Raw genomic sequence first — 24,491 nt, forward strand, 5'->3', positions numbered from 1 at the left:
CTACCGGCGATTTAATAGTATTTCTAAAACAGCCCTGAATTCGTTCTCATCCCGGGAAATACCGAGCTGGTAATCCCCGGCATACAACAATTCCAGGCGTTCACGGATGGTGGCCAGCCCAATACCTGTAGAGCTCCTGCCCGGCAGGCTATCTCCTGAGGAATTTACAATATCAACCAGCAATGTCCTTTGTTCCAGCCGGATGTTTATATGTACGTACCATTTCCGGGCAGTGGTAATACTATGTTTGAAAGCATTTTCAATTAACGTGACAAGGATCAGGGGAGCAATGGAAAGCTGTTCCGGTTCCCCGTCTCCGCACTGTACAGTATAGGATATTTCACAGCGCTTCCCGATCCGTTCCTTTTCTATCGCTATATAGTTTTCTATAAAAGCTATTTCTTCCTTCAGGGAAACGAGCGGCTTGCGCCCTTCTTCAAGCTGATACCTGATCAGGTTAGATAACTTCAAAATTAAATCAGGGGCGCGTTCAGGCTCCGTTAAGCTCACGCCATACAGATTGTTGAACATGTTGAAAAGAAAATGCGGGTTCAACCGGGCATGAAGCAACCTTATATTCATTTCAGCGAGGAGCAGCTTATCTTCCGTCCGCTTCCGGATCTGCGAAGCATGCTGCCTTACCAGGAACAGGAACATGATAGTGATTATACTGGCAATGCTGATAACAAAATGATAAAGTAATATAGAAATGACGCTTTCCTGCTGGAAAATATCCGGCTCTATCCAAAAGCTATCTATGGGAAAAAGCACCAGCGTTCCTATGATTAAAGCGCAGAGCGTTGCTATGGCATATTTCCCGTATTGCCTGCTCCAGAATAACGGCAATATAAAGTGCCAGTGGAATTTTGCCTGTGCATACAACACCACAAAGAAAACCAACCCTTTTACAACTGCAATGAATGAATCCAGCTGGAACCATTGGTTCACCATGGTCAGAATGAACATGGCTGCAAAAATTCCAATTTCCTGCAGGTAATGTTTGCTGAACCAATTGATCGTATGTGCCATTTTCTGTTAGATTTTCCGGGAAACCCAAAGATCATTTTTCCATATAGAAAGGAAAAATTCAAATGACGAACGTCGTTCGTCATTTGGATAGCAGTGTTGCTCATTCTCTTTTCCTGTTGGAAAATTAAACATTTTCCTTTGCCGGCAGATAAAACTTTAATATTAAAAACAGGTATGTCTGATGGCTGGAAAATTTCTTGCTTTATTATTAGTGACTGTATTCCCGTTGGCAGTTAATGCCCAATCTGTTGTTTCCGCTGAAAAGGCTTCCTTTCAAGTGAAAGGGTTGGTGGTGGATACTTCCGGAAAGCCACTGGAGCGGGCAACCGTTCTTTTGCGGAGTAAAGACAGCGCCATGGTTAAAACCGCTGTAAGCGGTAATGAGGGCAGGTTTGTTTTAACGACGCCTGTAAAGGGAACTTATGTACTGAGTATTTCACATACCGGTTATGAACCATATTCCAGGGTTATAGAGATGAATGTGCCGGAAACGGACATGGGAAAATTTATTCTTACCAGGCAAAGCAAACAGTTAAACGAGGTAGTGATACAGCACCGCAAAGCCTTGCTTCAGAACAAGGGTGATAAACTGGTGTACAATGCCTCTGCTGATATTGGAAATAAAAGCGGATCGGCTGCGGATGTTTTGCGCAGGGCGCCTATGGTAACCGTGGGCTCCGATGGTGTTGTAAAGCTCCGGGGGGACGCCAGTGTTAAGGTATTGCTCAACGGTATCCCATCCGGCATCTTCGCCAAAAATCTCAAAGAGGCGTTGAAAATGATCCCGGCCAGTTCTATACAGTCTATAGAAGTGATCACTGCGCCTTCGGCCAGGTATGAAGCAGAAGGTGCGGCTGGCGTCATTAATATCATTACAGGAAGAAAAGTAAAACAAACATCGGGCAACCTGGACCTGAGCGCAGGCAACCTGGAGCAGTCGGCCAACCTGGGCCTCAGCCTGTCCAGGGAAAAGTTTGATGTTACGCTCATGGCAAGCGGCAGTTTTGAAAAGGAACAACAGAAAAATAACCTGGACAGGAGCTTGCTGCACAACGTGCAAAACACAGGCAATCTTATCCAGCGTTCCGATGTTACACAGAAAACAAAGGGCACAGGTATAGAGCTGGGCACTGAATACCGCCCCGATTCATCACAAAAGATAGGCGCTACACTCTCTTACTGGCAGGAGCAATGGCCCGTAAAAAGCAGCCTGTATAATTATTATAAAGATGCCAAAGGTATTGCTGAATACAACCAGCTTGCAGATCAGAAGGGTGGGTATCACTACTATGATCTTACGCTCAGCTATGTGAAACGTTTTAAGCGTAAAAAACAGGAGCTGCAGTTGTTGGGCAATCTTAGCCGTTCGGCAGACAGGTCCGACTATACCACAGATCAGTTCAGCCCTGACGGCCGTCATTTTTTCCGGGAGCTGAGCCCTAACAAAGGGCGGTCCGGGGATTATAGTTTCCAGCTGGATTATACCCATCCGCTCAGCAAAAAAGGCAAAAGCTTCCTGGAAACAGGTATGCGTTGGAGTAAGAATAATGCGGCCAGCAACTATACCGTATTTAATAACCTTCATAATCCAGGTAGCAGTGATCTGAAGCAGGACCTTGAGCGCAGTGATTCGATGAATTATTTCCAGGATATTACAGCTGCATATGTAAGTACATCGTTTGAAACCCAAAGCAGGTGGCGTTTCCGGCTGGGCGCCCGTTACGAGTACACAAGGCTGGGCGCCCGCTTCAGGGGAACAGCACCGTCCTTTGCCACTCATTTCAGCAACCTGGTGCCGGGTATCCTGGTGGCAAAAGATATAAATGAAGAACAGGAGCTTAAATTCAATTATACAGAACGCATCCGCCGGCCTTTTATATGGGATCTTAATCCTTATACGGATGCCAGTGATCCCCGTAATTTAACAACAGGCAATCCCCGCTTACGCCCGGAAGTTACGCGTCTACTGGAAGTTTCCCACGCATACAATATGCCCTCAGGTTTTACTTTGATCAGTAGTGTTTACTTCAGCTTCAATTCAAATTCAATAGAATCCCTCGCTGCGGCCGACAGTAATGGCATTTCCAGGACCATGCCTCAGAATATTGCATCCAACAGGCGTTTAGGCGCAAATATCAATATGTATACTGCTGTGAACGATAACTGGGCCATCAGTGGCGGCCTGGAATTATACCAGGTATGGTTTAAAAGCCCGGCGTTGCAAATTGGTAATAGCGGGTCCTTTCACGCTTTTAATATCAACACCTCCTATACTGCTCCCGGTGGTTATATATTTGAATTATCCGGCGATTACAGTAATGGTTTTATCACCCTGCAAGGTAAAAACACCGCGGACTATACCTACCGGCTGGTTGTTCAGAAAGAAATTATGCAGAAGAAAGCAAGTATTACGCTTTCATTTAACAATCCTTTCCGGAACTATCTAAAACAGCAGAGCGTAGCCACTGCTCCAACATTTCAAAGCCATGCAGTTACCCGTTATTATAACCAGTCTTTATCCATTGCATTTAACTGGCAGTTTGGAAGAGCGCATAAAAATGAAGAAGAAAAGAAAGCAGGACAGGCAGAGTATCCGGGCCGGCGGAGAAGAAGCAGGTAATTTACATCGGCGTTAAATACCCTGCAAAACCACCGCAACGGAGCAGTTTCACTTCTATTGTATCAGATTTATCTACTACCATATACCGGGTGGCAAAGCTTTTATCATGCTGGCCATCTGTAATCAGCACCAGTCTGAATTTTACGTCTTCCGGAAGAAAGTCCAGTTGTATATTCTTCTTCTTTTCCTTTCTTTCCGCATTAATACCGCCAATGTACCATGAACTGCCTTTGCGGCGGGCCATGACAACATCCAGGCCGGGGTATCCGTCGACCAGCCGGGCAAATAAAGAAGAGGCGCTAAGTGCAAAAAATAAAATAAGGACAATAGTCGATTTCATACGGGGAATGCTTTTTTGGATTTTAATGCTATGATGCCTGATTATTTTTAAAGATCATAACATCAGAGCAATTGTTGTTTCCGGAATTTTTATCAGAGAAACATAGGTGGCACGGTTATTTTCAGTCTGAAATATTGAAAACGATTGCAAAACTAAATTTTGAATGCCAGGTTGCTTATACAGGCAGGTAATTTATAGATTGTTTGCATTTATTTCCCCGTTTTAGTAAAATAAATTTTGAAATCGATTTCAAATTTCTATATTTGCTAAACCAAAAAAATGACAGGCAAAGAGTCAGCAGGAGAGTTCTTATCACGTTATGATCGAATTGCTGCCTGTCGTCATGTTTCATTTATAAGTGTCATATTGACTATTTAATAAATTCCGGCAGAAAAATTATACAGGTCCGTTCACGGGGAACCTGCCACAAAGAATTCATGTTTTCCGTTGGCGCATGGAGTACCCTTTACAGGAATAAATCCCTGCTATAAAATAAAACTTATTCATCTTCCTAAATAACTTTCATACTTTATGAAGCGCAGAACCGTAATAAAAGGATTGGCAGGAGCATTGCCTGCACTCTGGATATCAAAGGCAATGGGTAATGGACTGGCTGAAATAGCAGCACCCGGGGAACCGGTTGCCAAAGGCCCGTTTAAAGCATCATGGGAATCACTCAAACAATATACAGTACCGGATTGGTACCGCAATGCCAAATTCGGTATATGGGCGCACTGGGGGCCGCAATGCCAGCCGGAGCATGGCGACTGGTACGCGAGGGGTATGTATGAAGAGGGCGGCTGGCAATATAATTTTCATGTGAAAGAGTATGGTCATCCTTCTAAATCAGGCTTCAAAGAGGTGATCCGTGAATGGAAGGCAGAGAACTGGAACCCTGAAGAGCTGGTGGCCTTATATAAAAAAGCAGGCGCCCAATACTTCGTGGCAATGGCCAATCACCACGATAATTTTGATAACTACAACAGTAAATATCACCCCTGGAATTCCACGAAACTGGGACCGAAGAAAGATATCATCGGAGGATGGGAGAAAGCGGCACGTAGCCAGGGGCTTCCCTTTGGCGTGAGCGTTCATGCTGCACATGCGTGGACATTTTATGAAACCGCCCAGGGCGCAGATAAGAACGGCCCGCTGGCAGGCGTGCCTTATGATGGTAAACTAACCAAAGCCGATGGAAAAGGTACCTGGTGGGAAGGCCTCGATCCGCAGGTATTATATGCACAAAGCCATGTTCCCGGTTCCAGGGATATTAGTAAAGTGTGGGACTGGGATGCCACCAAAGGATGTACCGTTCCCGATAAAGCCTACTGTGAGCAGTTCTTTAACCGCACAATGGACCTGATCAATAAGTACGGGCCCGACCTGGTGTATTTCGATGACACAGCGCTTCCCTTATGGCCCATCAGTGATGCAGGGCTCAGGATCGCCGCACACCTGTACAACAGCAGCATCAAAAAGCATGGTAAGCTGGAAGCGGTATTGAATGGAAAAATACTGAACGAAGAACAGCGGAAATGTATGGTATGGGATATAGAACGCGGGCAAAGCAACGAGATAGAACCTTTCGTGTGGCAAACCGATACCTGTATAGGCAGCTGGCATTACGATCGGGGCATTTACAACAACCGTCGTTATAAAACAGCCGGAACCGTGATCCACACACTGGCCGATGTGGTAAGCAAGAACGGGAACCTGTTGCTGAATATCCCGGTAAGAGGAGATGGTACTATCGACAGTGAAGAACGCAACATAGTGGCCGGCATTACGGCATGGATGGACATCAACAAGGAAGCGATCTACGACACAAGGCCCTGGAAAATATTCGGGGAAGGACCGGCAGTGGAATCCGTGGCGCCGTTAAACGGGCCGGGCTTCAATGAAGGCAAAGGCAAGCCAATGGGAGCGGAGGATATCCGTTTTACGGTGAAAGGCGATGCGTTGTATTGCATTGTAATGGGCTGGCCTGAAAACGGTGAAGTGAATATCAGATCGCTATCATCCGGTAGCGGCCATTATCCCGGCAGGATAGGACAGGTGGAATTACTGGGAGGAAGCAAATCACTGCAGGTGGAACGTGGCGATAAGGGATTACTGGTAAAGCTGCCGGAGCAGAAGCTCAATGCAGATGCCCTGGTATTGAAAGTACTGCCCGCATAAGTATTTATCAAAGAAGTTAAGACCTGAATAAAAAAAATATGACATTCCCAAAGATTGTATTTGGCACCAGCGGGTTGGGAAATTTGTTTACCGTTCTGGAGGAAGCTACAAAAGAGGCGATTGTAAAGGAATGCCTGGTTCGCTCTCAATCACAGGTTGTATTTGATACTGCCGGTAAATACGGCGCCGGATTGGCGCTGGAAGCATTGGGCGCGGCTTTGCGCAAGGCGGATATTGCTCCTGAAAAAGTACTGATCAGTAACAAACTGGGATGGTTACGCGTGCCACTTACCACACCGGAACCTACTTTTGAACCGGGCGTATGGAAAAACCTGCGCTACGATGCGGTACAACGTATCAGTTACGATGGCATACTGGAATGTTTTGAGCAGGGAAATTCCCTCCTGGGAAATTACACCGCGCAAATGGTATCCGTACATGATCCCGACGAATACCTGGCCAAAGCCCGTAATAAAGAGGAAGAGGAACAACTGCTTTCGGATATTATGGGCGCCTATCAAGCGCTGCGTGAGCTGAAGCTGTCGGGCAGGGTGCAATCTGTAGGTATCGGCGCCAAAAACTGGCGGGTGATAGAGCGCATCAGCAGGGAAGTGGCGTTGGACTGGGTAATGATTGCCAACAGTTTTACCATCAAAGTACATCCCAGGCCCTTACATACTTTCCTGGAACAATTGCAACAGCAAGGAGTGCAGGTAATTAACTCTGCAGTTTTTCACTCGGGCTTTCTTACCGGTGGGAATTATTACGATTATCAATTGATCAATGCTGCTGATGAAACACATCAGCAGCATTTGAAATGGCGGGATGAGTTTTTTTCAGTTTGCCATGCGCATGCAGTTAAACCAGCTGCCGCCTGTGTGCAGTTTGCCTTAAAAGCGCCGGGAGTGGTAAGCGTAGCATTGAATACTACTCACCCGCAAAGGGTAGCTGAAAACCTGGAACTTGCCAATGTGCCTATACCACCTGCATTCTGGGACGAGATGAAGGAAAAACAGCTGATAAATTTAACGGGAGAAGCCACTGTTCATTATTAATCCACGTAAGAACTAACGCTATATGAATAAAGCATTATCAGCCAATAAAACAACCCTTGCCATAGGGCTTATCACCGCCTTGTTTTTTTTATGGGGTTTTGCACTGAACCTGAATCCCATCTTAATTCCTCACCTGAAAAAAGCCTGCCGTCTCAGTGATGTTCAATCCGCCTTTATTGATTCGGCATCTTACATCGCCTATTTTTTGCTTGCTTTGCCAGCCGGAAGGTTCATGTATAAATATGGTTACAAAGGAGGCATTCTCTTAGGATTATTATTGTTCGCTGCAGGCGCCGTTTTATTTTACCCCGCGGCGGCTACGCGCTCCTATCTCTTTTTTCTTTGTGCGCTATTTATTATTGCCAGCGGGCTTACATTCTTGGAAACGGCTGCCAATTCATATATCACCGTATTGGGCGACCCCGCTAAAGGCGCCTACCGGTTGAATCTTGCACAGTCGTTCAATGGCCTTGCCGCATTCATGGCGCCGCTCATAGGCGGGCGTTATATATTGTCGGGGAAAGCATTAACGGCATCACAGGAGGCCGGTATGTCTGCCCGTCAGCTGGATGACTACCTGAAAGCAGAAGCTTCCTCCGTGCAGCTGCCTTTCCTGATTATAGCCCTGGTAGTGTTGAGCGTGGCGGTACTGGTATGGAAAACTTATTTGCCAGAGATCAAGGAAGAAGAGACCGGTAACGCCAACGGCTCTGTTTTGAATGAGAAAAATCTTCTGTTGGGTGTGGGCGCACAGTTCTTTTATGTGGGCGCACAGGTTTGTATCAGCAGTTTCTTTATCCGCTTTTCACAACGGGTAGCAGGTATTGAAGAAGTGCAGGCGGCCTATCTTTTATCTGCGGCTTTGCTGATGTTTATGGTAGGGCGTTTTGCAGGAACTTTATTAATGAGATTTATGGCGCCGCCCAGGCTACTGGTCATTTACAGTATACTGGTAATGCTGCTGCTTGCTGTTGCCATCTCAACAACAGGCATCACCGCTGTATACGCGTTGATGGCGGTGGAGTTTTTTATGTCTATTATGTTCCCCACCATTTTTGCTTTAAGCGTAAAAGATCTTGGCGCAAAAACGAAGAAGGGATCTTCCCTGGTGATCATGGCTATTGTTGGGGGAGCAATTTTACCGGTGGTTATGGGACGCGTATCAGACGCCAGTAATATACAGCAGGCATATATTGTTCCGGTAGTTTGCTTTATTGCAGTATTGTATTTTGGAATAAAGAATATTGCAGTCACTAAAGTAGATTTATCTGCCTCACACTAAAAGCCAGTAAACTTTAAGGTTTTATAAAAAAGTAGAGATGAGAACACTTGTATGTACGCAACCGGGAAATTTTGAATATTTGGATGGTATAACCCCGGAGCTAAAACAATCGCATGCCATACTGAAGATCAGGCGGGTGGGCATTTGCGGCACCGATCTGCATGCTTTTGAAGGAACGCAGCCTTTTTTTGAATATCCCAGGATCCTTGGTCATGAACTGGCCGGGGAGCTGGTGGAATTTGATAACGCACCTGGTTTCACTGCCGGCGAGCCGGTCACTATTATACCCTATTTCTATTGCGGAGCCTGCATAGCCTGCCGCAATGGTAAACAGAATTGTTGCAGCCGTATTAAGGTATGTGGCGTTCACCAGGATGGAGGGATGGTTGATTACCTGGCAGTGCCATCGTACTCGCTGGTGCATGGACAGGGACTGAGCTTCGATGAGCTTGCACTGGTGGAGCCGCTGGCTATTGGCGCACATGCGGTAAAACGGGCAGGTATCCTGCCGGGAGAGTATGTGCTGGTAGTAGGCGCTGGTCCTATCGGTTTGGGAACCATGCAGCTTGCACAAATTGCCGGTGCAAAGGTTATTGCCCTGGATGTAAATGATCTCCGCCTTAATTTCTGCAGGGCAAAGTTAGGGATCACGCATGTGATCAATGCACTGAAAGATAATGTGAGTGAAGCATTAATGACGATAACCAATGGAGACATGCCAACAGTAGTGATGGATGCAACGGGCAACCTGAAAGCCATCAACAATGCTTTCAACTATATGGCGCACGGGGCCAGGTATGTGCTGATCGGTTTACAAAAAGAGTCCATCAGCTTTAGCCACCCGGAATTCCATAAGCGTGAGGCAACTTTAATGAGCAGCCGCAATGCTACTACGGCCGACTTTGAACATGTAATTGACTCCATGAAAAAAGGATTGATTGATCCTAAAACGTATATCACCCACCGTGTTAAACTGGAACAGGTAAAAGACACGTTTGAAAGTTGGCTGGATCCTTCCAGTGGAGTGATAAAGGCAATGGTAAGCATGGATTAATGTTTTCCCTGAATAGGCCTGGTAACAAACCGGCCCCTTATTTGAAACAATAGAGCGTCATCAATACGGGGGTTTGGCTATAGCTTTGTATGCTGTTCCAGATGTACTATTTATTCCTACAACAGTTTCTTATTACAATTTGAGAATGATTGCCCCGGCCGGAAGCTTTGCGCTTCCGGCATATTTAGCGGCGCCGGTTGGCGATGGGCCTGGCGTACAATAACCATTTATTCCGGAGCAAATAGCATTAAAGTTTTAGTAATGATTTTAGTGCTGATACACTATCAGTTAACCTGCATTTTTCCAGCGAAATTAATACCTGGTTTGCTGACAAGGGTGGGTTTTTCATATTACGCACCTGTGAATGAAATGCATTAAGCGCCCGGCTTTCGTCGAGCATTATTAGTTTTTTGACAAAATGATCTGCTGTCATAGCCATTATATGATATGACCGTAGGTTTTTTGCGGGAAAATCTTTCACATTATTGGTGACAATTATCGTAGCTCTGCTTTTGATGGCTGCAGCCAATACATGTCTGTCATCTACGTCAGGCAATGTTATTTCATCTATCAGTGATTCATATGAAGATACATGGGCATCCGGAAAGGCACTTTCCATAGCGGTACGTGCTTTTTTCAGGCTGTCAGACTTGATGTCGGGTCTATTTATTAACAGGTTCCTGATCCATTCATCGTGTATCAGGTCAGTCCATTTAGGTTGAAATAGTTTAGCATCTGCCAAATGCAATAGGATATCCCTTATCGGGGCGGGGTATAAAACATTCGCATCTAATACAGCTATTAGCCCTGTCGTATTGGTCATTCGTATCCGAGGTTAAGCTCCTGTGCCTGTTTGGCCAGGAAGTTCAGCTTGCTGTTTCGATTCTTTTGCAGCTGTTTATCGTAGGCAATAATATCGCTCAGGAGAATTCTTCTGTGTGTGCCCACTTTAGTAAATGGGATGTCTCCCTTTTTCAACAGACTTACTACATAAGGTCTGGATACGTTTAACAAATCTGCCGCCTCCTGGGTACTGATTTCTGCATCACTGGGAAACAGCGTAACAGATTTCCCCTCTGCCATAAGATCGAGTATGTTGTAAAGCAACGCAAATGCTTTTTTAGGAATCTGCCGGGTTCCTTTTGTATCGTCTATTCTAATAGTTACACTTTCACGTTTAGTCTTTATGATCATTTGGAAGGTTTCTTGCAGTTCCATCAGGAAAGATTTCGCTAATTTCTGATCTTTCTTGTTGGTTTTTTCTATGATGGCTTCCATAATCCTTTATATTTTTAATAGATCAAAGATACGTAAACGAAATAAACGAAACAATAATTTAAATAGATTATGTTATAAGTGAAATATAATCAATCAAATATGAATTTTTTTAAACTATCTATTTTGAAATGAGGAGAGATCTCTCCGCTTCCGCAACCACAATAGCAGCCAGCTCTTTTTCCAGCCTGTTACGATTAGCAAGACTATTAGTAAGAATAACAAATCCTGAATGAAGACCAGGAAAACATTCCAGGGAACTGCGTGAGCCGCCCGTACCTCCGCCATGTTCAAGTATCCGGTAGCCTTCGTGCGATGTATGTATAAACCAGTTCATTCCCATACCTTCCTGCTTTGTTCCAAAAGTAGGCTGGTGAGAGAGAGCTATGGCCGGTGAAGTATCCGTGTTATTGGCTTTGATAAAGGAGATCAGGTCGCGTGTGGTTGATCGCAATGCCCCCATTGCAGGCAGGTGGTGCAGGTCCCATAAGGGCACCACCTGGCGGTTTTCATTGTGTGGCCAGGCAATTGCATCTGCCGGTAACGCGGTAATATCTATCCGGGTGTCCTTCATAGAAAGCGGTTCCAGGATATTTTTTGAAATGAGCGAAAAATAAGACAGACCATACGCATCTTCCAGCAGGGTGCCAAGTAATGCTACTGCCATGTTGGAATAGGAAGATATCTTTCCTGGGAAGGTGTCCATTTTCATATTGTGCAGGCCCTCGTACAATAATTGCCGGGTATAGTCATGCAGTGGATTGAGCGAGTCGTACTCCGGCCGCTCCCACATATTCGGAAAGATACGGGTGATCCTTGAAGTATGATTGCTCAGGTCTTTTACCCGGATAGGAATGCCTTTATACTCAAGATTCGGATAGGCGCCTTTCAGGTACTTACGTATATCATCGTCCGGCCTTATCTTTTTATCCAGTACCGCTTGTCCGAGTAAGATGCCGGTAAAGGTTTTTGTGGTTGAGCCAATCTCGTAAAGCGTGTTGTTCCGGGGGAGTTTATTGTTCCCTGCTTTTGTTTCGCCATAGTTATAAAAACAGGCCTTGTCTTTTAAAAGGATGCCAATGGAAATCCCCACCGCCCGCCTGTCCTGCAAATACTGTTGTACACTGTGATCTATCAGTGAATCCAGCCTGGTGTGAAGAGGGTTGTCGTTTGCAACTCCTTTGGTGTTAACATTGGTCTGCCCGTAACAGGCGGAAGTAACCAGGATAATAGCTACGTTGAAAAGTACCTGCTTCATATTTTTATAGATGCAATACCTCCAAAATAGGGTATTATTTTCTATAAAAGCAAAACAGCTATCCACATGAAATGTTTGTGCAGTCAGAACCTCAGTATGGGGTTTCCGGGTCCTTCCAAAGTTTATGCTTTGTTGCCTCCATCAGGCCATCTTTATGGAGGAGTACCGAGATGCCTTTCATTTTCATGTAAGGAACGCTGAGATAAACAAAGCCCTGCCTGCTGGAGCCTGTTCCCCATGAGTTTTTGGTTTTATAATAGATATTGCCATGTTGATCCTTTGCTTTACCAACAATATGCATAAGGTGATCGTCGGTGGTTTCGAAAGATTCAAACGCATCCTGGCGCATTTGCTGGGTAACTTTCTTTTCCGGCCGGATATCTGTAAGTATAAGGGTGTTATCTTCCTGTTTTTCCGGCAGAACGGCTATTCCCTGGTCGGGAGCAAAGGTGGGCTCAGTGGCATCCAGGTCGAGGGCCAGAGAAAACCCGGCATCAACGGCATGATCAATGTTTTCCATAAACTCATCAAGAGGCAGGTTATAAAACCGTTCATTGGCCCAGTTGGCAGGTATGCTCAGCTGGAAAAGTTTATAGAACGGGGCATCCGAAAAAGAAGTAATGGTGAGGTAATCACCGGGATTTAGCCGGGTATAGGCAAGAAAGCTCTGCGACGTATATGTTTGCCCGTTATATTGAAACTGTTCCGGTACTTTTCCCAGGAAACGATCCAATATTTCCGGTATCTCCTTTTTCCATCCTGTACCGGCCTTATTCGCCGGATTGGCATATCTTTTTACGGCAGTATCCAGTTCATTGAACATTTTAAAATGATTATGCCGGGTTTTCCCCTCCTTTAACCCCGTATATTCCTGCTGCGGCAGCATCCCGAAGGCCGCTGCAGTGATCAGCGGATCATGATTAAGCCCGCCTTCGGTAAAGCGCGCAGTTCCCTGTCGCAGGATATAATTCCGGGCCTTTAGTAAATAGGCGCATCTTACAAAATACATCTCCGAAAGGTCGATCTTTTCACCTTTCAGCCGGATGATCTCCGACTCCAGGAAAGAAGTGGTGGAAAAGCTCCAGCATGTTCCGGAGGCGTTTTGGTCAATAACGGGTAATGCAGTTATGTCTTTTATATCGGAGAAAACATAATTGCTTTTGGGTACCGGTTTGGTAACTTCCTTTTTGGCTTTGCTTTTGCAGGCCTCCGTTACGGGCAACAAAAACAGGAATAATAATACCGGGAGTTGATTTCTTTTCATAGTTGTGCTTATCATGTTTTTTGTTAACCGGTTTGGGGTTAATGTGAGCTACATATTGTAACTCATATTAAAGGACACCATCACTCAAAGAAGGTTGCTCCGGAATGCCTGTTTTTTAATAACAGGTACTTGTAGAGGTACCTGGCATGAGATCACCCGCATATCCCTCAAAAATCCTTTAATCTGAAAAACATAAAACTAATATCTTCCCGCGGCGCTGTTGTTCCTGGTACAGGTGGATGAAGGGGAGGAACCTTCATTACAAAATAATCGCCCAGCTTTCCTGTTATTTTATTCCGGGAATGGAAGGTGGAATCTTTTCTGCTGCTATATTCTGTCAGCTGAAGTACTTTGCCGGTTTTCTTTGAAAAAAATACATTCCTCGGACTGATCCTCGATTGAAAACTATACCTGAACGATACCCATTTATCTGTAATAAACAGGGAGTTGTTATCATAGATAATATTATCAGTTTCCATTTTTTTCCAATAGGCAAAATGATCCCTGATAGTTGTGATGGCTTTGGTTTCTTCCGTTATCAGGTTGTTCCCCGGCGCATCTACCTGGTATATGGGGATTGCCCCGTCCGCTGTTACGTGGTAGATCTTATCGTCTAACAGCGGAAAATAGAAAACCGAATCTTTGTAGTTGTCGAACTGGTGCGGGAAGGCTATATCAAGTTCCTTTATCAGCGGAAAAAAAGACAGTTCCTGGGAATGATAGGTGACCATGTTGCCCTTCTCCTTGTAGATCCTTAGCCTTACCATCTCTTTATTGTTATTCACGATCTCGCTTACATACATTCCATCGCTTTTTGCAAATGTTAGCCCGAAATATCTTGAGCCTATAATTTCAAGTACTTTGGTTAGCTTTCCGCTGATGTCATACCGGAATATTTTATTCTGACTAAGATCCAGTATTTCAACCTGGCGTTGGTGTGCATCATAAATAACATCTGTCATGCTTACATACTGATCACGTTTATTTTCCACCTGGTGGATTTTTGTTTTGGGAACGCCGTGCTGATCAAAAATTAATACCGCCCCCTGCGAGCGGTCAGCGATAATGAGGAGGCTATCGGTTACAAAGAAACCGGAGATTTGGTTAACAAAAAAGTCTTTGGTGGTTTTCAGTTGAACGTAATAAACACTGTCGGCAATATCTTCTATAAAAACAGTCTGGCTGTCCAATGGTGTAATTTTAATTTTTACAGCGGGTGAGTCATTCCATCCTTTGCCTCCTTTTTGAGAGCAGGAAGCTGATAGCAGTATCAGAAAGATTAGTAAGTGTTGCTTCATTAGTATATGATTGAGTCAGCTTGTGAATACAAATACATCTGCCACCCGGGAGGGATGGCAGATGTTGGAATGAAATGATCAGGGTACTATCGTGGGCGGAATATTTGTTACATCATGGTAGTTATTATGCGGGGTGAAAGGGTTATACTCTGCACCACACTGGTTTCCTGAGTTGTTAGGATAAAATACATAATAACCGGTGTCGTAACCAATCCAATGCTCAACCACGTAATAATAATCATCATTTACCCAAACCCAGGTGCCTGTTCTGAAGGTCCTGTCGCCGGTAGATCCGCAATACCTGTTACCATTACCATTGGTATCAACCCATGCTGCGGATGCCTTGTTGGAAGAATTTGTAATATCAAAGCTGATAAGGGCATACTGGAGGTTGCAAACTAATATGATTACAACGGCTATACCGCCTGCGATTTTAAAGATTCTTTTCATGGTTATAATTTTAAATTGAAATATGGTTTGATTAACGCTTGCTGTTTTGGTTGAAAGTATAGTATAAATAGACCCCATAGGGGTCACCAGTATTGCAGCAGGAATAACTCAACTGTTATGTTGGGGAGGTTAATAATAAGCGGTGTCATTGATGTGGGTTATTTTGAGGAATCGTTGCTTTCTCTAAAAGATCTTTTAGCTCCTGTTTCAGGGTATCGCTATTGCGCCAAACTTTGCTTCGCTGATGTGCATAAATCCCGATGGAAAGGGAGTAGAGGAAAACAAGGGTCAGCACCAGGCGTATATGCTTTGTTTGGTTCAATGCCTTGTCTGCAAAAAAAGCCACCAGGAAAAATATTCCAACAGACGACAGGTAAGCATACCTGTCTGCCACCATGGCAAACCTGGCCATGGGAATGATATGCAGCACCATAGCAATGTGAATCAGGAAAAATGCGATGCCAAAAAAGACCCATTTCTTTTTCCAGAAATCCCAGAATGAAAATAACATGATCAGTAACAGCAGGGGATATATCCAGAATCTTTTAGGTACCTCTTCCCCGATAGCATTGGGAAAAACATACAGGTAGCTTAGCTTAACAGGGATCAGGCATTTTACCAGGTATTCGGTTACCGAATAGCTCGCAAATATAATATTCTGGTAAAATGGATAATGGCGGGAATTGGAAAGTAACCCCACTTTATCTGCACTTTGTGAAAGTAAAGTGATATAACCCATCAGGAATGCGAGGAGGAACAGCGGCAGTTTTTCCATCCATAACCGTTTGGTTTTTAAGTTCCTGTTTACGGCATAATCAACCAGTAGCAAACATACCGGGAACGTTACTGCCTGTTCTTTTCCTCCGAAAGAGCAGATGAAAAGAAGTAGGGTGAGTAAGTAATAAATTATTTTGCCGGAAGATAGATACTTTAAATAAAGATGGAGCCCAACCAGGTAGAAGCAACTGTAAATAAGAATTTTGGAGGCCGATATCCACGCCACTGATTCTACCAGCAGCGGATGAAGGGCCATGATAGCTGCTGTGAAGAATGAGATCCTTGTGATGGAAACGAGCGTAAAATCACCTGATCGGGTTAAGACGCGCCGGATGAAGAAATAGACCAGCAGCACATTGCACAGGTGCAGCATAATGCCTGCCAGGTGAAACCAAAACGGGTTGTAACCAAATACGGAATACAGTATTGTATATAGCAGCTGGTTAAGAGGAGCGTATTGCCCTTTGTAAAATTCCGTCAGGATGGCCCATAGGTTTTGTGAGTTCAGCCCGTTTTCCGTATACGGATTAATCACTACCCATTGATCATCCCAATGCGTTTGAAATTGATGAGAAAATACAGGGAAATAAACCATTAGTGTGAAGAGCACTAATGCAGCCACAGATAATGTCACACTATTAACAACAACGATTTCTTTCAGCCGTGGAAATATACGCTGCGTGGAAACAGCACTAACGTTGTGATTCATTTGTACAAAACTAAAGTTGTCAGGAAAAAGGTTCAGTCACGCTTCCCGTTCCCCTTACGGGAAACACATTTAGACGCACTACTTTGTCAGAATAATAACCGGGTATCATGGATATATTATTATCATAAGGATTAGTGTCTGGCATATTATAGGGCTAACACTATCACATCTCTCATCGGCCTGGAATCTCGGTTTCTTCAAATACGGGTTGGAACTATGTTCGTGGAATTATTTCAGGCACATTTACAACGGGCAACCAGGCGCCTGAAATTATCTGATCTCTTTTGCTAACGCTTTCAATCCGTTTAGCTCAACCTGAATACAGTACTTAAATATAGGATAATTTATTTCATAATGCAATATTTTCATCACAATGGCAGCAAACAGAAACCAGGTACCGTTTAAAGAATAAATTCCGATATGGAAATTTATTTTTTATATCTTGATCGGCTAATTCACTTACTTAGTTATAGTTATACGATCTTAAACAAGCCGCAATTAAATGATTAAATTTCCTCTTAAGCTGATCTGTTCTCTTACAGCGCTTATTGTAGTAAAACCGTTTTCAGGGTATTCTCAAACCGCCCCCACTGAATTAACCATCACCCGATTTTCCGGCCCTGCCATTACACCCAGCCCCGCCTGCCTGGCAGTAGCGCCTACTGGGGAAGTATTTGTTGGTGTGGACATGATAGGTTCTCTTGGCAAAGATCCGGGGAAAGGCCGGATACTAAAGCTGGTGGACAAGGACAATGATGGTAAAATGGATGAGCATACCGACTTTGCCACTGTAGACAATCCACGGGGTATCATTGTAATGGGCAACCAGGTATTTGTACTGCACACTACATTTTCCAGCGAAACAGGCAAAGCCACAGGAATGGCCCTGGTGGTTTTTGAAGATAAAGATGGCGATGGAAAGGCCGATGGCCCTGCCAGACCGCTTGTTGAACACCTCAGTAACACCAAATACATCCAGGAGCGTGGAACAGACCATGCTACCAATGGTATCCGTATGGGTATTGATGGCTGGATCTATATTGCTGTGGGCGACTTTGGGTTCCATGACGCTACCGACCGCTCCGGTAAAAAGCTAACCATGCTTGGTGGAGGCATCGTAAGGGTACGCCCTGATGGTACCGAAATGGAGGTATTTACTCACGGCACACGCAATGTGTATGATGTAGCCATCGATCCGTACATGAATGTATTTACAAGGGAAAACACCAATGATGGCGGAGGATGGAATGTACGCTTCTCACATCATATCCAATCCGGCGAGTACGGGTACCCGGTATTGTTCCAGCATTTTACAGATGAAATAATACCTGCGCTGGCAGACCTGGGCGGAGGCTCCGGTACCGGCGCCTTATTTATGTCGGAGCCAGGCTGGCCCGAAAAATATAACAATGTGCCTATGATGGCCGATTGGGGAAGAAGCATGCTTTACATCCACAGGGTAAAGCCCGATGGCGCAACCTTCACACAAAAAGAAGAAGACTTCATTGCACTTCCACAGATCACCGACCTGGATGTGGACGGATCAGGCAGGCTTTACCTCTCTGCATGGGATGGCGCCGGTTATTCCGGTAGCGATACCATTGGCTTCGTAGTGAGAGCCGTGCCCAATAACTGGACCTACAAGGCTTTCCCTGACCTGGCCAAAGCCCCGGTGGAAGAACTGGTGAACCTGCTTAAATCTACCAGTGCAGTGGCCCGGTTAAATGCGTCGCAGGAGCTGCTCCGCCGCGGTGACCAGCAGGGAGTTGCTGCCGCTTTAAAGATCGCATCGGACGCACAGTTACCATTATACGCCCGTTTGGCCGGCCTCTATACATATGCACAGGCCACAGGAAAAGATGGTATCACGGCGCTGGTGGAGCTTACAAAAGATCCTGCCGTGAAGGAGCACGCATTGCGCGCCCTGGCAGATCGCAAAGGCATTCGCGGGGATGTTCCGGAGCAACCCTTCCTGGATGCACTGAAAGATCCATCTCCACGTGTTCAGGCCGCAGCAATTGTAGGCCTTGGACGTTTAGGCCGTATAGAAGCCGCCACGGCTTTACTGCAAACAAAAGTGCCTGCCTCATTTGTGGCGCCTGTCAAAGATAAGGAAGGACCACATGCCACACCCAATGCCGCTATTGTGTTGCCTCACCTGGCAGTGCGCGCACTGGTGGAACTGAATGCGGTAGATGCCGCTGTATCGGCTATTAAAGGCCCCGATGCCACGCTTGCATTATGGGCTTTGCGTTATATGCATGATGAAAAGGCAGTGAATGGTTTAATTGCTGCCTACAAACAGTCGAAAGACGAAAAGCTGAAGAAGCAGATCCTGGTTACGCTGGCGCGCCTGTACAGGAAAGAGGACGCCTATGACGCATCCTGGTGGTGGGGAACCCGGCCCGATTCACATGGCCCGTATTATAAAGCCGTACTCTGGGCAGGATCGCCTGTGATCGAGAACTTTATGAAGAAGGAGGCGGCAAACCCTGTCCGCCTGCAGCTTTTCAGAGAGCTTGATGCCCGTAACAGGATGGAGATCGCTGCTTTTGCCCCGCTGAAAAAGGCGGAAGCCGTTGCAGTAAAAGAGCCTAAAGTGGACCTGGAGAAAATAAAAAGTAAGAAAGGACAGGTTGGCAAATCTTCTATTGAAGATGTGCTGCTGGCCGTGAAGCAGTTAAAAGGAGATGCCGCCAAAGGAAGGGTACTGTTCACCAACCAGGGCTGTATCGCCTGTCATAGCCTCAGCAGGGGTGAAAAAATGAAAGGGCCTTTTATGGGGCAGATCGGATCTATCATGAACCGTGAGCGGATCGCCGAATCCATCCTTAAACCTAATGCTTCTATTTCACAGGGATTCGCAACTGTAACAGTCACTGCGAAGGGTAATAAAACCTATGTAGGATTTATCACTGAAGAAACAGCAACCAAAGTGGTGATGAGAGATATTGCAGGAGAAGTATACACGGTTAATACGGCTGATATCCTGAGCCGCAAGGAAATGAAAACCTCCATGATGCCGGCAGGTCTTGCCAATGCACTGTCGTACGACGAGTTTGCATCTCTGGTGAGCTTCCTGGCGCAGCAGAAAAAATAATACGTTTTATAAAACATTTATCTCCTCCGGGCTGTCATACCCGGGGGAGATTTAATAAAGAACCTATTCCGCTCTCAGGCTTTTCACCGGGTTGGCAATAGCTGCCCTGATCGATTGATAACTCACCGTCAGCAATGCAATCGTTACAGAAAGGAAAGCTGCCAGTGCAAACACCCACCATTCAATGTTCACCCGGTAAGTGTAACCCTGCAGCCATTTATGCATGCCCCACCAGGCCACGGGCGCTGCCAGAAGGAAAGACACGATCACCAGCTTCACAAAATCTTTTGACAATAATGTAGTGATACCCGCTACAGAGGCGCCTAATATTTTCCGGATACCGATTTCCTTTACCCTGTTTTCTGCTACATAAGTGGCCAGCCCGAATAAACCAAGACAGGAGATAAATATTGTAAGCCCTGCAAACAGGCCAGCCAGCTGGCCCTGGAGCTTTTCGCTTTCAAATTTGCTGGCGTAGGCCTGATCCACAAATTTTATATCAAAGGGATAATCGGGGTTATATTTCCTGAAAATGGCTGCGGTCTTATCCAGGTTCCGGCTGGTGGAATTGTTCCCGTTCAGTTTTATCTGCATCACATTAAAAGTCATAAACCGGCTCTTCGCGCCACATATCAGCATCGGGTTGGTAGGTTCGTACGGATTGGTAAGAATAAAGTCTTTAATAATGCCTACAATGTGCCAGTCGACACCCAGGTCACTTACTGTTTTACCGATCGGGTCTTTGAACTTCAAAATTTTCAGCGCCGATTCATTGATAATAAGCCCGGTTGAATCTGTAGGGTATTGTTTCAGGTCAAAATCGCGGCCCTGTACAAACTGCAGGCCTGCGGTAACGCCCAGCCCTTCGTCGCACAGGTACCTGTCGAAGGACGGATTATAGTTAGGATCTTTTCCTTCCCAGTCCTGTCCCCATCCATCGCTCCATCTTTCGGTAAGGGGGGAATTTGTTTTGGTAACGGAAGTGGCAATACCAGATGCCAGCAATTCATTTTTTATCAACGCATAATTCTTGGCGATGTCGCCCGTCATGAAATGGTATACAAGATGATCTTTGTTGTAGCCTGTATTCCGGTTGCGGGCATAATCTATTTGTTGTTTTACAATAATAGTGCAGATAATAAGCAGGATAGCAAATGTGAACTGTACCACCACCAGTGCTTTCCTTGGTGTTATCAGCGCATTGGTTTTCTTAAAGGTGCCTTTTAATACTTTCACAGGCTGGAAAGAAGAAAGAAAGAAGGCCGGGTAGCTGCCAGCCAGCACGCCGGTGAACAGGATGAAGCCTGCAAGTCCCAGCCATGTATACATATTACCAAAGTGGAGGAACAGTTTTTTACCGGTAAGCTGGTTAAAGGCTGGCAGGCTTATCTGTACAACAATGACGGCCGCAATGCCTGCCAGGAATGCGAGGAAAACGGATTCCCCGATGAACTGGCCGATAAGGGAGCTTTTCTGGGCCCCCACTGATTTCCGGATCCCCACTTCCTTTGCGCGTTTTTCACTCCGGGCGGTGCTCAGGTTCATGAAATTTATGCAGGCGATCAGTAATATAAATCCTGCAATGATGCTGAACAGCCGGATAAAGGTGCTGCGCCCCCCGTTATCTTCCACGCCGTTGCTGAAGCTGGAATACAGGCGCCAGCGGCTAAGGGGGTAAATACCCAGTTCCCAATTTATTCTTTTGGCCTCATCATCGTAGCGTTGTTTGAGATGTTTTATTTTAGCCTCCACTGCTGCGTAGCTGGTATTGGGCTTCAGTAATACATAGGTAGGCGTGCTGTTGTCGTGCCAGCCCAGGTCTGTTCCTTCCCGGTATTTGGTATAGGACCGGGGCAGCAGGTAATCGAAATTGAATCTTGAATTAGTGGGAAGATCTTTCAGAATACCGGTAACCGTGAAATTATCTTTATTATCAACTTTTACAATCTTACCCAGGGCTTCCTCAGTGCCGAATAATATTTTAGCAGTTTTTTCCGTGAGCACTATCGAATGCCTGTCGTTCAACGCTGTGAACGGATCGCCTTTCAACATAGGGAAAGTGAATATCTGCAGGAAGCCGGTGTCCACTATATTGGCCGATTTCATTACTTTTTTATCACCTGCTGTAAGCAAATAGTTATCATAGGTTACCCTGACTGCCCGCTCCACCTCGGGCAGGTCTTTTTCCAGTGTGCCCGCCAGCAGGGAGGAAACGCCGTTCCAGCTGCGGATCTCGCCATCCATAGGCACATGATTCCATACTTCATAGATCCGGTCTTTGTTTTGATGGAACTGGTCGTAGCTAAGCTCATCCTGTATCCAGAGCAGGATAAGCATGGTGGCGGCCATACCAATGGCCAGGCCGGTAATATTGATGAAAGAAAACCCTTTATTTCGTAAAAGGTTCCTGTAAGCTACTTTGAAGAAATTTCTGATCATAATATCCGCTTATAAAATCCGGGTTTGATCCTGGTAGTTCTCAAACGGGATGCCTGATACCCAGATGGCTGATTTACAAGACTATATCCTTATTATGAAAACAAAATTGTTCACTTTCAGTACAGCCGGCTGTCCGTTTTTGATACATGCCTGTTTACCTCCTGAACAACGCCGCATACATATGCCCTGATCCGTATAGTGAAGGTCTTTCATTCAGCCTGCCGGCAGATGTAAACCCCGCTTCATGGAACAGCGTTTTTAAATCCCGGAATGGTACGGGATAGGGTACCCATGGATTGGACCTGGATGTTTCATATTCCACAATGAGAAAAGCCCCGTCCGGCTGCAAATGCCGGGCTATTTTATCAATAAACGCCGGCTTCCCGGGTACATAGTGCAGGGAATTGGCCATCAGTATTCCATTCAGCCCTGATACCGGTAAATCATCTGCCAGGAAATCCAGTTGCCCGGACTTTATATGAACCTGGTGAGGATCAGGCAGGGAGGCTAACCGCGGCCGCTCTTTATCGAACGCATAAATAGTGCTGCCTGGTTCCAGCAAATGGGCCAGGGCGTAGGTAAATGTGCCGGCGCCGCATCCCAGGTCAGCCCAAACTGCCGGGGCGACTGCATTGGCAGGTGTGTGCTTTATCAGCGCAATGGCGTCTTTTATATCCATAGGGCATAAATGTAGGAATTTGGGAGGGCTGTGCAAAGCGTTGGCAGGGAATGTACTGACCGGCTATCCGCCATCAGCAGGCCGGCCCGGGGAATGCCGGGGACTACCCGGGAATGAGAAAAGGAGGAACCCATGATTCCCCGTAGCTCAGAAGATACGGGGAATATACGGGGGAAATGTGGCTTACCTCCGGCGCAAATATGGCTTAACCGGGGAGCATCCATACTTTTGCTATACAGTCGCTTTAGGCCGCACATTTGCTGTTTCCCGCAAACTAGTTACTTTTTTCTAAACTATTGTCCTGTTCATTTTTCCTGTCCCTGTGTATTAATCCCTACTTTTGCTGCTGATAATGAAAAATGAAGCGGCATGAAGATTTTTATTGGATTATTTATAATGACCGTACTGGCGGCATGCGCCGGGAACGGCGGTCATGAAACCCCCGCCCGGGGAGATTCTTCCATGACAGTAGCCCCGGAGGAAAAGCAGTACGATACCGCCCTGGTGGCTAACAGGCGTGACCCTGTATGCAGGATGCCCATTAAGGCGGGCATTTATGACACTGCCCATTACCAGGGCGCTGTGATCGGATTTTGTTCTGCTGCCTGTAAAGACAGCTTCCTGTTAAATCCCGCTGCTTATACACTTGTGATGAAAGCGGCTTCCACACCTGGCGTAAAATAACAATGAAAAAGATCCTCCTGCTCGCATTACTGCTGTCTGCATGTAACAGGCCCGGAAAAAGGCTGCCCATCCTGGGAGAGCCTGATGTAATGGCGCATGGGCAGAACGGGAAAACGGTATACGACACCATTTATCCGGTGGTACCGCCTTTTTCGTTCACCGACCAGGACAGCCTCCCGGTAAATGAGCGGTCATTCGCCGGAAAGATCTATGTGGCAGATTTTATTTTCCTGTCGTGCCCGAACATCTGCCCGAAAATGACGGCGGAAATGAAGAAAGTATACAACACCTTCAAAGCAAATGCCGGCGTTCTTTTCCTGTCGCATACCATAGATCCGGAAGACGATTCCATTCCCCGCCTGAAGGCGTATACCACCAGCCAGGAAGTAAGCGGCCCAAAATGGCGGTTTGTGACCGGCAACCAGGATACGGTATATCACCTGGCGGAGAAAGGATATTTCTCCACGGCGTACAAAGACAGTACCGCTCCCGGGGGATATGTTCACAGCGGGGGACTGCTCCTCGTTGATAAAGCCCGGCACATACGCGGCGTATATAACGGCACAGACCCTAAGGAAACAACCCGGCTTATAAACGATATTAACATCTTACTAAAAGAAAATTGAAACGGATATTATCCATATGGCTTTTGTGTGTAATGCTTTTGCAAAGCACCGGCAACTGCTGGATAGTAGCCGCATTTTATCTTAACAGGAACTATATCGCCTCAGAACTTTGTATCAACCGGTTCGATCTTATTCCTGTGTGTAAAGGCTCCTGTTTCCTCGAAAAAAAAATAAAGGAAAACGATCAGCAGCAGGAAGGCAATTCAGCCAGCCGGCTTAAAGAAATTACCCTGTTCTGCGAACCCTTTGATCTTGCCCCGGCAAAACCCGTATCTCCCGGAATTATCATCTCCTTCTGCGATTACCACTCGCCTTATTTCCCCCAGCTGCTGATCAGGCAGATCTTCCGCCCGCCCGCTGCCATGGCTTAACCA

At 45.9% G+C, this 24,491-nt stretch carries 20 protein-coding genes; 9 read left to right on the top strand and 11 right to left on the bottom strand.

Features of this window, described 5'->3' with window-relative positions; translation table 11 throughout:
- Complete coding sequence (locus tag FN124_RS12060) at positions 1 to 1,029, bottom strand: sensor histidine kinase (protein WP_142684965.1); 1,029 nt, start codon at positions 1,027 to 1,029, stop codon at positions 1 to 3.
- 181 nt (positions 1,030 to 1,210) lie between these two features.
- Here FN124_RS12060 and FN124_RS12065 point away from each other — a divergent pair, with 181 nt between their 5' ends.
- Entirely contained in the window at positions 1,211 to 3,649 is a 2,439-nt protein-coding gene (locus FN124_RS12065; RefSeq protein WP_142684966.1) for an outer membrane beta-barrel family protein, read from the top strand.
- 1 nt (position 3,650) lies between these two features.
- Here the strand turns inward: FN124_RS12065 and FN124_RS12070 are convergent, their stop codons facing one another.
- Positions 3,651 to 3,989 carry a glycoside hydrolase family 97 C-terminal domain-containing protein gene (locus tag FN124_RS12070; protein ID WP_142684967.1) on the bottom strand — a complete coding sequence of 113 codons (339 nt, stop codon included), beginning with the start codon at positions 3,987 to 3,989 and terminating at the stop codon, positions 3,651 to 3,653.
- A 531-nt stretch (positions 3,990 to 4,520) separates the two neighbouring features.
- On the opposite strand from FN124_RS12070, the gene FN124_RS12075 reads away from it, so the two are divergent.
- From FN124_RS12075 to FN124_RS12090, 4 genes are read left to right on the top strand one after another with little or no spacing between them, the layout of a single operon-like run.
- Positions 4,521 to 6,167 carry an alpha-L-fucosidase gene (locus FN124_RS12075; protein WP_142684968.1) on the top strand — a complete coding sequence of 549 codons (1,647 nt, stop codon included), beginning with the start codon at positions 4,521 to 4,523 and terminating at the stop codon, positions 6,165 to 6,167.
- Between the two features lie 38 nt (positions 6,168 to 6,205).
- Entirely contained in the window at positions 6,206 to 7,222 is a 1,017-nt protein-coding gene (locus FN124_RS12080) for an aldo/keto reductase (protein WP_142684969.1), read from the top strand.
- A gap of 22 nt (positions 7,223 to 7,244) precedes the next feature.
- Positions 7,245 to 8,504 carry an L-fucose:H+ symporter permease gene (gene fucP / locus FN124_RS12085; RefSeq protein ID WP_142684970.1) on the top strand — a complete coding sequence of 420 codons (1,260 nt, stop codon included), beginning with the start codon at positions 7,245 to 7,247 and terminating at the stop codon, positions 8,502 to 8,504.
- Between the two features lie 37 nt (positions 8,505 to 8,541).
- A complete protein-coding gene (locus FN124_RS12090; RefSeq protein WP_142684971.1) occupies positions 8,542 to 9,558 on the top strand; it encodes a zinc-binding alcohol dehydrogenase family protein in 1,017 nt (338 codons plus the stop codon).
- 247 nt (positions 9,559 to 9,805) lie between these two features.
- Here FN124_RS12090 and FN124_RS12095 read toward each other — a convergent pair whose 3' ends face one another.
- From FN124_RS12095 to FN124_RS12125, 7 genes are all read right to left on the bottom strand, one after another.
- Positions 9,806 to 10,381, bottom strand: coding sequence for a VapC50 family PIN domain-containing toxin (locus FN124_RS12095; protein WP_142684972.1), 576 nt, complete (start codon positions 10,379 to 10,381; stop codon positions 9,806 to 9,808).
- Positions 10,378 to 10,836, bottom strand: a complete 459-nt coding sequence (locus FN124_RS12100) for a helix-turn-helix domain-containing protein (protein ID WP_142684973.1) — start codon at positions 10,834 to 10,836, stop codon at positions 10,378 to 10,380. Before FN124_RS12100 ends, FN124_RS12095 begins: the two co-directional genes overlap by 4 nt.
- A gap of 118 nt (positions 10,837 to 10,954) precedes the next feature.
- The gene (locus FN124_RS12105) at positions 10,955 to 12,091 is read right to left on the bottom strand and encodes a serine hydrolase domain-containing protein (protein ID WP_142684974.1); all 1,137 of its coding nucleotides are present in this window, start codon (positions 12,089 to 12,091) and stop codon (positions 10,955 to 10,957) included.
- A 91-nt stretch (positions 12,092 to 12,182) separates the two neighbouring features.
- Positions 12,183 to 13,355 carry a C1 family peptidase gene (locus FN124_RS12110; RefSeq protein ID WP_142684975.1) on the bottom strand — a complete coding sequence of 391 codons (1,173 nt, stop codon included), beginning with the start codon at positions 13,353 to 13,355 and terminating at the stop codon, positions 12,183 to 12,185.
- Between the two features lie 167 nt (positions 13,356 to 13,522).
- Positions 13,523 to 14,653, bottom strand: a complete 1,131-nt coding sequence (locus FN124_RS12115) for a DUF4934 domain-containing protein (protein WP_142684976.1) — start codon at positions 14,651 to 14,653, stop codon at positions 13,523 to 13,525.
- A 78-nt stretch (positions 14,654 to 14,731) separates the two neighbouring features.
- Complete coding sequence (locus FN124_RS12120) at positions 14,732 to 15,103, bottom strand: hypothetical protein (RefSeq protein WP_142684977.1); 372 nt, start codon at positions 15,101 to 15,103, stop codon at positions 14,732 to 14,734.
- Between the two features lie 145 nt (positions 15,104 to 15,248).
- Positions 15,249 to 16,589: a glycosyltransferase family protein gene (locus FN124_RS12125; RefSeq protein ID WP_142684978.1), complete on the bottom strand. Its 1,341-nt coding sequence runs from the start codon at positions 16,587 to 16,589 to the stop codon at positions 15,249 to 15,251.
- Positions 16,590 to 17,091: 502 nt separating this feature from the next.
- Here FN124_RS12125 and FN124_RS12130 point away from each other — a divergent pair.
- Positions 17,092 to 19,689, top strand: coding sequence for a DUF7133 domain-containing protein (locus FN124_RS12130; RefSeq protein WP_142684979.1), 2,598 nt, complete (start codon positions 17,092 to 17,094; stop codon positions 19,687 to 19,689).
- Between the two features lie 63 nt (positions 19,690 to 19,752).
- Here FN124_RS12130 and FN124_RS12135 read toward each other — a convergent pair whose 3' ends face one another.
- Both FN124_RS12135 and FN124_RS12140 read right to left on the bottom strand, forming a co-directional pair.
- A complete protein-coding gene (locus tag FN124_RS12135) occupies positions 19,753 to 22,128 on the bottom strand; it encodes an ABC transporter permease (RefSeq protein WP_142684980.1) in 2,376 nt (791 codons plus the stop codon).
- Between the two features lie 154 nt (positions 22,129 to 22,282).
- Positions 22,283 to 22,807, bottom strand: a complete 525-nt coding sequence (locus tag FN124_RS12140) for a class I SAM-dependent methyltransferase (protein WP_142684981.1) — start codon at positions 22,805 to 22,807, stop codon at positions 22,283 to 22,285.
- Positions 22,808 to 23,176: 369 nt separating this feature from the next.
- Here FN124_RS12140 and FN124_RS12145 point away from each other — a divergent pair, with 369 nt between their 5' ends.
- From FN124_RS12145 to FN124_RS12155, 3 genes are read left to right on the top strand one after another with little or no spacing between them, the layout of a single operon-like run.
- Positions 23,177 to 23,491 carry a YHS domain-containing protein gene (locus FN124_RS12145; RefSeq protein WP_142684982.1) on the top strand — a complete coding sequence of 105 codons (315 nt, stop codon included), beginning with the start codon at positions 23,177 to 23,179 and terminating at the stop codon, positions 23,489 to 23,491.
- Positions 23,492 to 23,493: 2 nt separating this feature from the next.
- Positions 23,494 to 24,117, top strand: coding sequence for an SCO family protein (locus FN124_RS12150; RefSeq protein WP_142684983.1), 624 nt, complete (start codon positions 23,494 to 23,496; stop codon positions 24,115 to 24,117).
- A 32-nt stretch (positions 24,118 to 24,149) separates the two neighbouring features.
- Positions 24,150 to 24,488: a hypothetical protein gene (locus tag FN124_RS12155; protein WP_142684984.1), complete on the top strand. Its 339-nt coding sequence runs from the start codon at positions 24,150 to 24,152 to the stop codon at positions 24,486 to 24,488.
- Positions 24,489 to 24,491 lie beyond the last annotated feature (3 nt).

Origin of the sequence: Chitinophaga polysaccharea, assembly GCF_902150045.1 — a bacterium.
GTDB lineage: Bacteria > Bacteroidota > Bacteroidia > Chitinophagales > Chitinophagaceae > Chitinophaga > Chitinophaga polysaccharea_A.

Coding starts and splice junctions, on each gene's coding strand:
- FN124_RS12150 (WP_142684983.1), top strand. CDS start 23,494: ATGAAAAAGATCCTCCTGCTCGCATTACTGCTGTCTGCATGTAACAGG.
- FN124_RS12130 (WP_142684979.1), top strand. CDS start 17,092: ATGATTAAATTTCCTCTTAAGCTGATCTGTTCTCTTACAGCGCTTATT.
- FN124_RS12090 (WP_142684971.1), top strand. CDS start 8,542: ATGAGAACACTTGTATGTACGCAACCGGGAAATTTTGAATATTTGGAT.
- FN124_RS12100 (WP_142684973.1), bottom strand. CDS start 10,836: ATGGAAGCCATCATAGAAAAAACCAACAAGAAAGATCAGAAATTAGCG.
- FN124_RS12080 (WP_142684969.1), top strand. CDS start 6,206: ATGACATTCCCAAAGATTGTATTTGGCACCAGCGGGTTGGGAAATTTG.
- FN124_RS12110 (WP_142684975.1), bottom strand. CDS start 13,355: ATGAAAAGAAATCAACTCCCGGTATTATTATTCCTGTTTTTGTTGCCC.
- FN124_RS12140 (WP_142684981.1), bottom strand. CDS start 22,807: ATGGATATAAAAGACGCCATTGCGCTGATAAAGCACACACCTGCCAAT.
- FN124_RS12145 (WP_142684982.1), top strand. CDS start 23,177: ATGAAGATTTTTATTGGATTATTTATAATGACCGTACTGGCGGCATGC.
- FN124_RS12070 (WP_142684967.1), bottom strand. CDS start 3,989: ATGAAATCGACTATTGTCCTTATTTTATTTTTTGCACTTAGCGCCTCT.
- FN124_RS12105 (WP_142684974.1), bottom strand. CDS start 12,091: ATGAAGCAGGTACTTTTCAACGTAGCTATTATCCTGGTTACTTCCGCC.
- FN124_RS12060 (WP_142684965.1), bottom strand. CDS start 1,029: ATGGCACATACGATCAATTGGTTCAGCAAACATTACCTGCAGGAAATT.
- FN124_RS12075 (WP_142684968.1), top strand. CDS start 4,521: ATGAAGCGCAGAACCGTAATAAAAGGATTGGCAGGAGCATTGCCTGCA.
- FN124_RS12065 (WP_142684966.1), top strand. CDS start 1,211: ATGGCTGGAAAATTTCTTGCTTTATTATTAGTGACTGTATTCCCGTTG.
- fucP (WP_142684970.1), top strand. CDS start 7,245: ATGAATAAAGCATTATCAGCCAATAAAACAACCCTTGCCATAGGGCTT.
- FN124_RS12155 (WP_142684984.1), top strand. CDS start 24,150: ATGCTTTTGCAAAGCACCGGCAACTGCTGGATAGTAGCCGCATTTTAT.
- FN124_RS12125 (WP_142684978.1), bottom strand. CDS start 16,589: ATGAATCACAACGTTAGTGCTGTTTCCACGCAGCGTATATTTCCACGG.
- FN124_RS12120 (WP_142684977.1), bottom strand. CDS start 15,103: ATGAAAAGAATCTTTAAAATCGCAGGCGGTATAGCCGTTGTAATCATA.
- FN124_RS12115 (WP_142684976.1), bottom strand. CDS start 14,653: ATGAAGCAACACTTACTAATCTTTCTGATACTGCTATCAGCTTCCTGC.
- FN124_RS12135 (WP_142684980.1), bottom strand. CDS start 22,128: ATGATCAGAAATTTCTTCAAAGTAGCTTACAGGAACCTTTTACGAAAT.
- FN124_RS12095 (WP_142684972.1), bottom strand. CDS start 10,381: ATGACCAATACGACAGGGCTAATAGCTGTATTAGATGCGAATGTTTTA.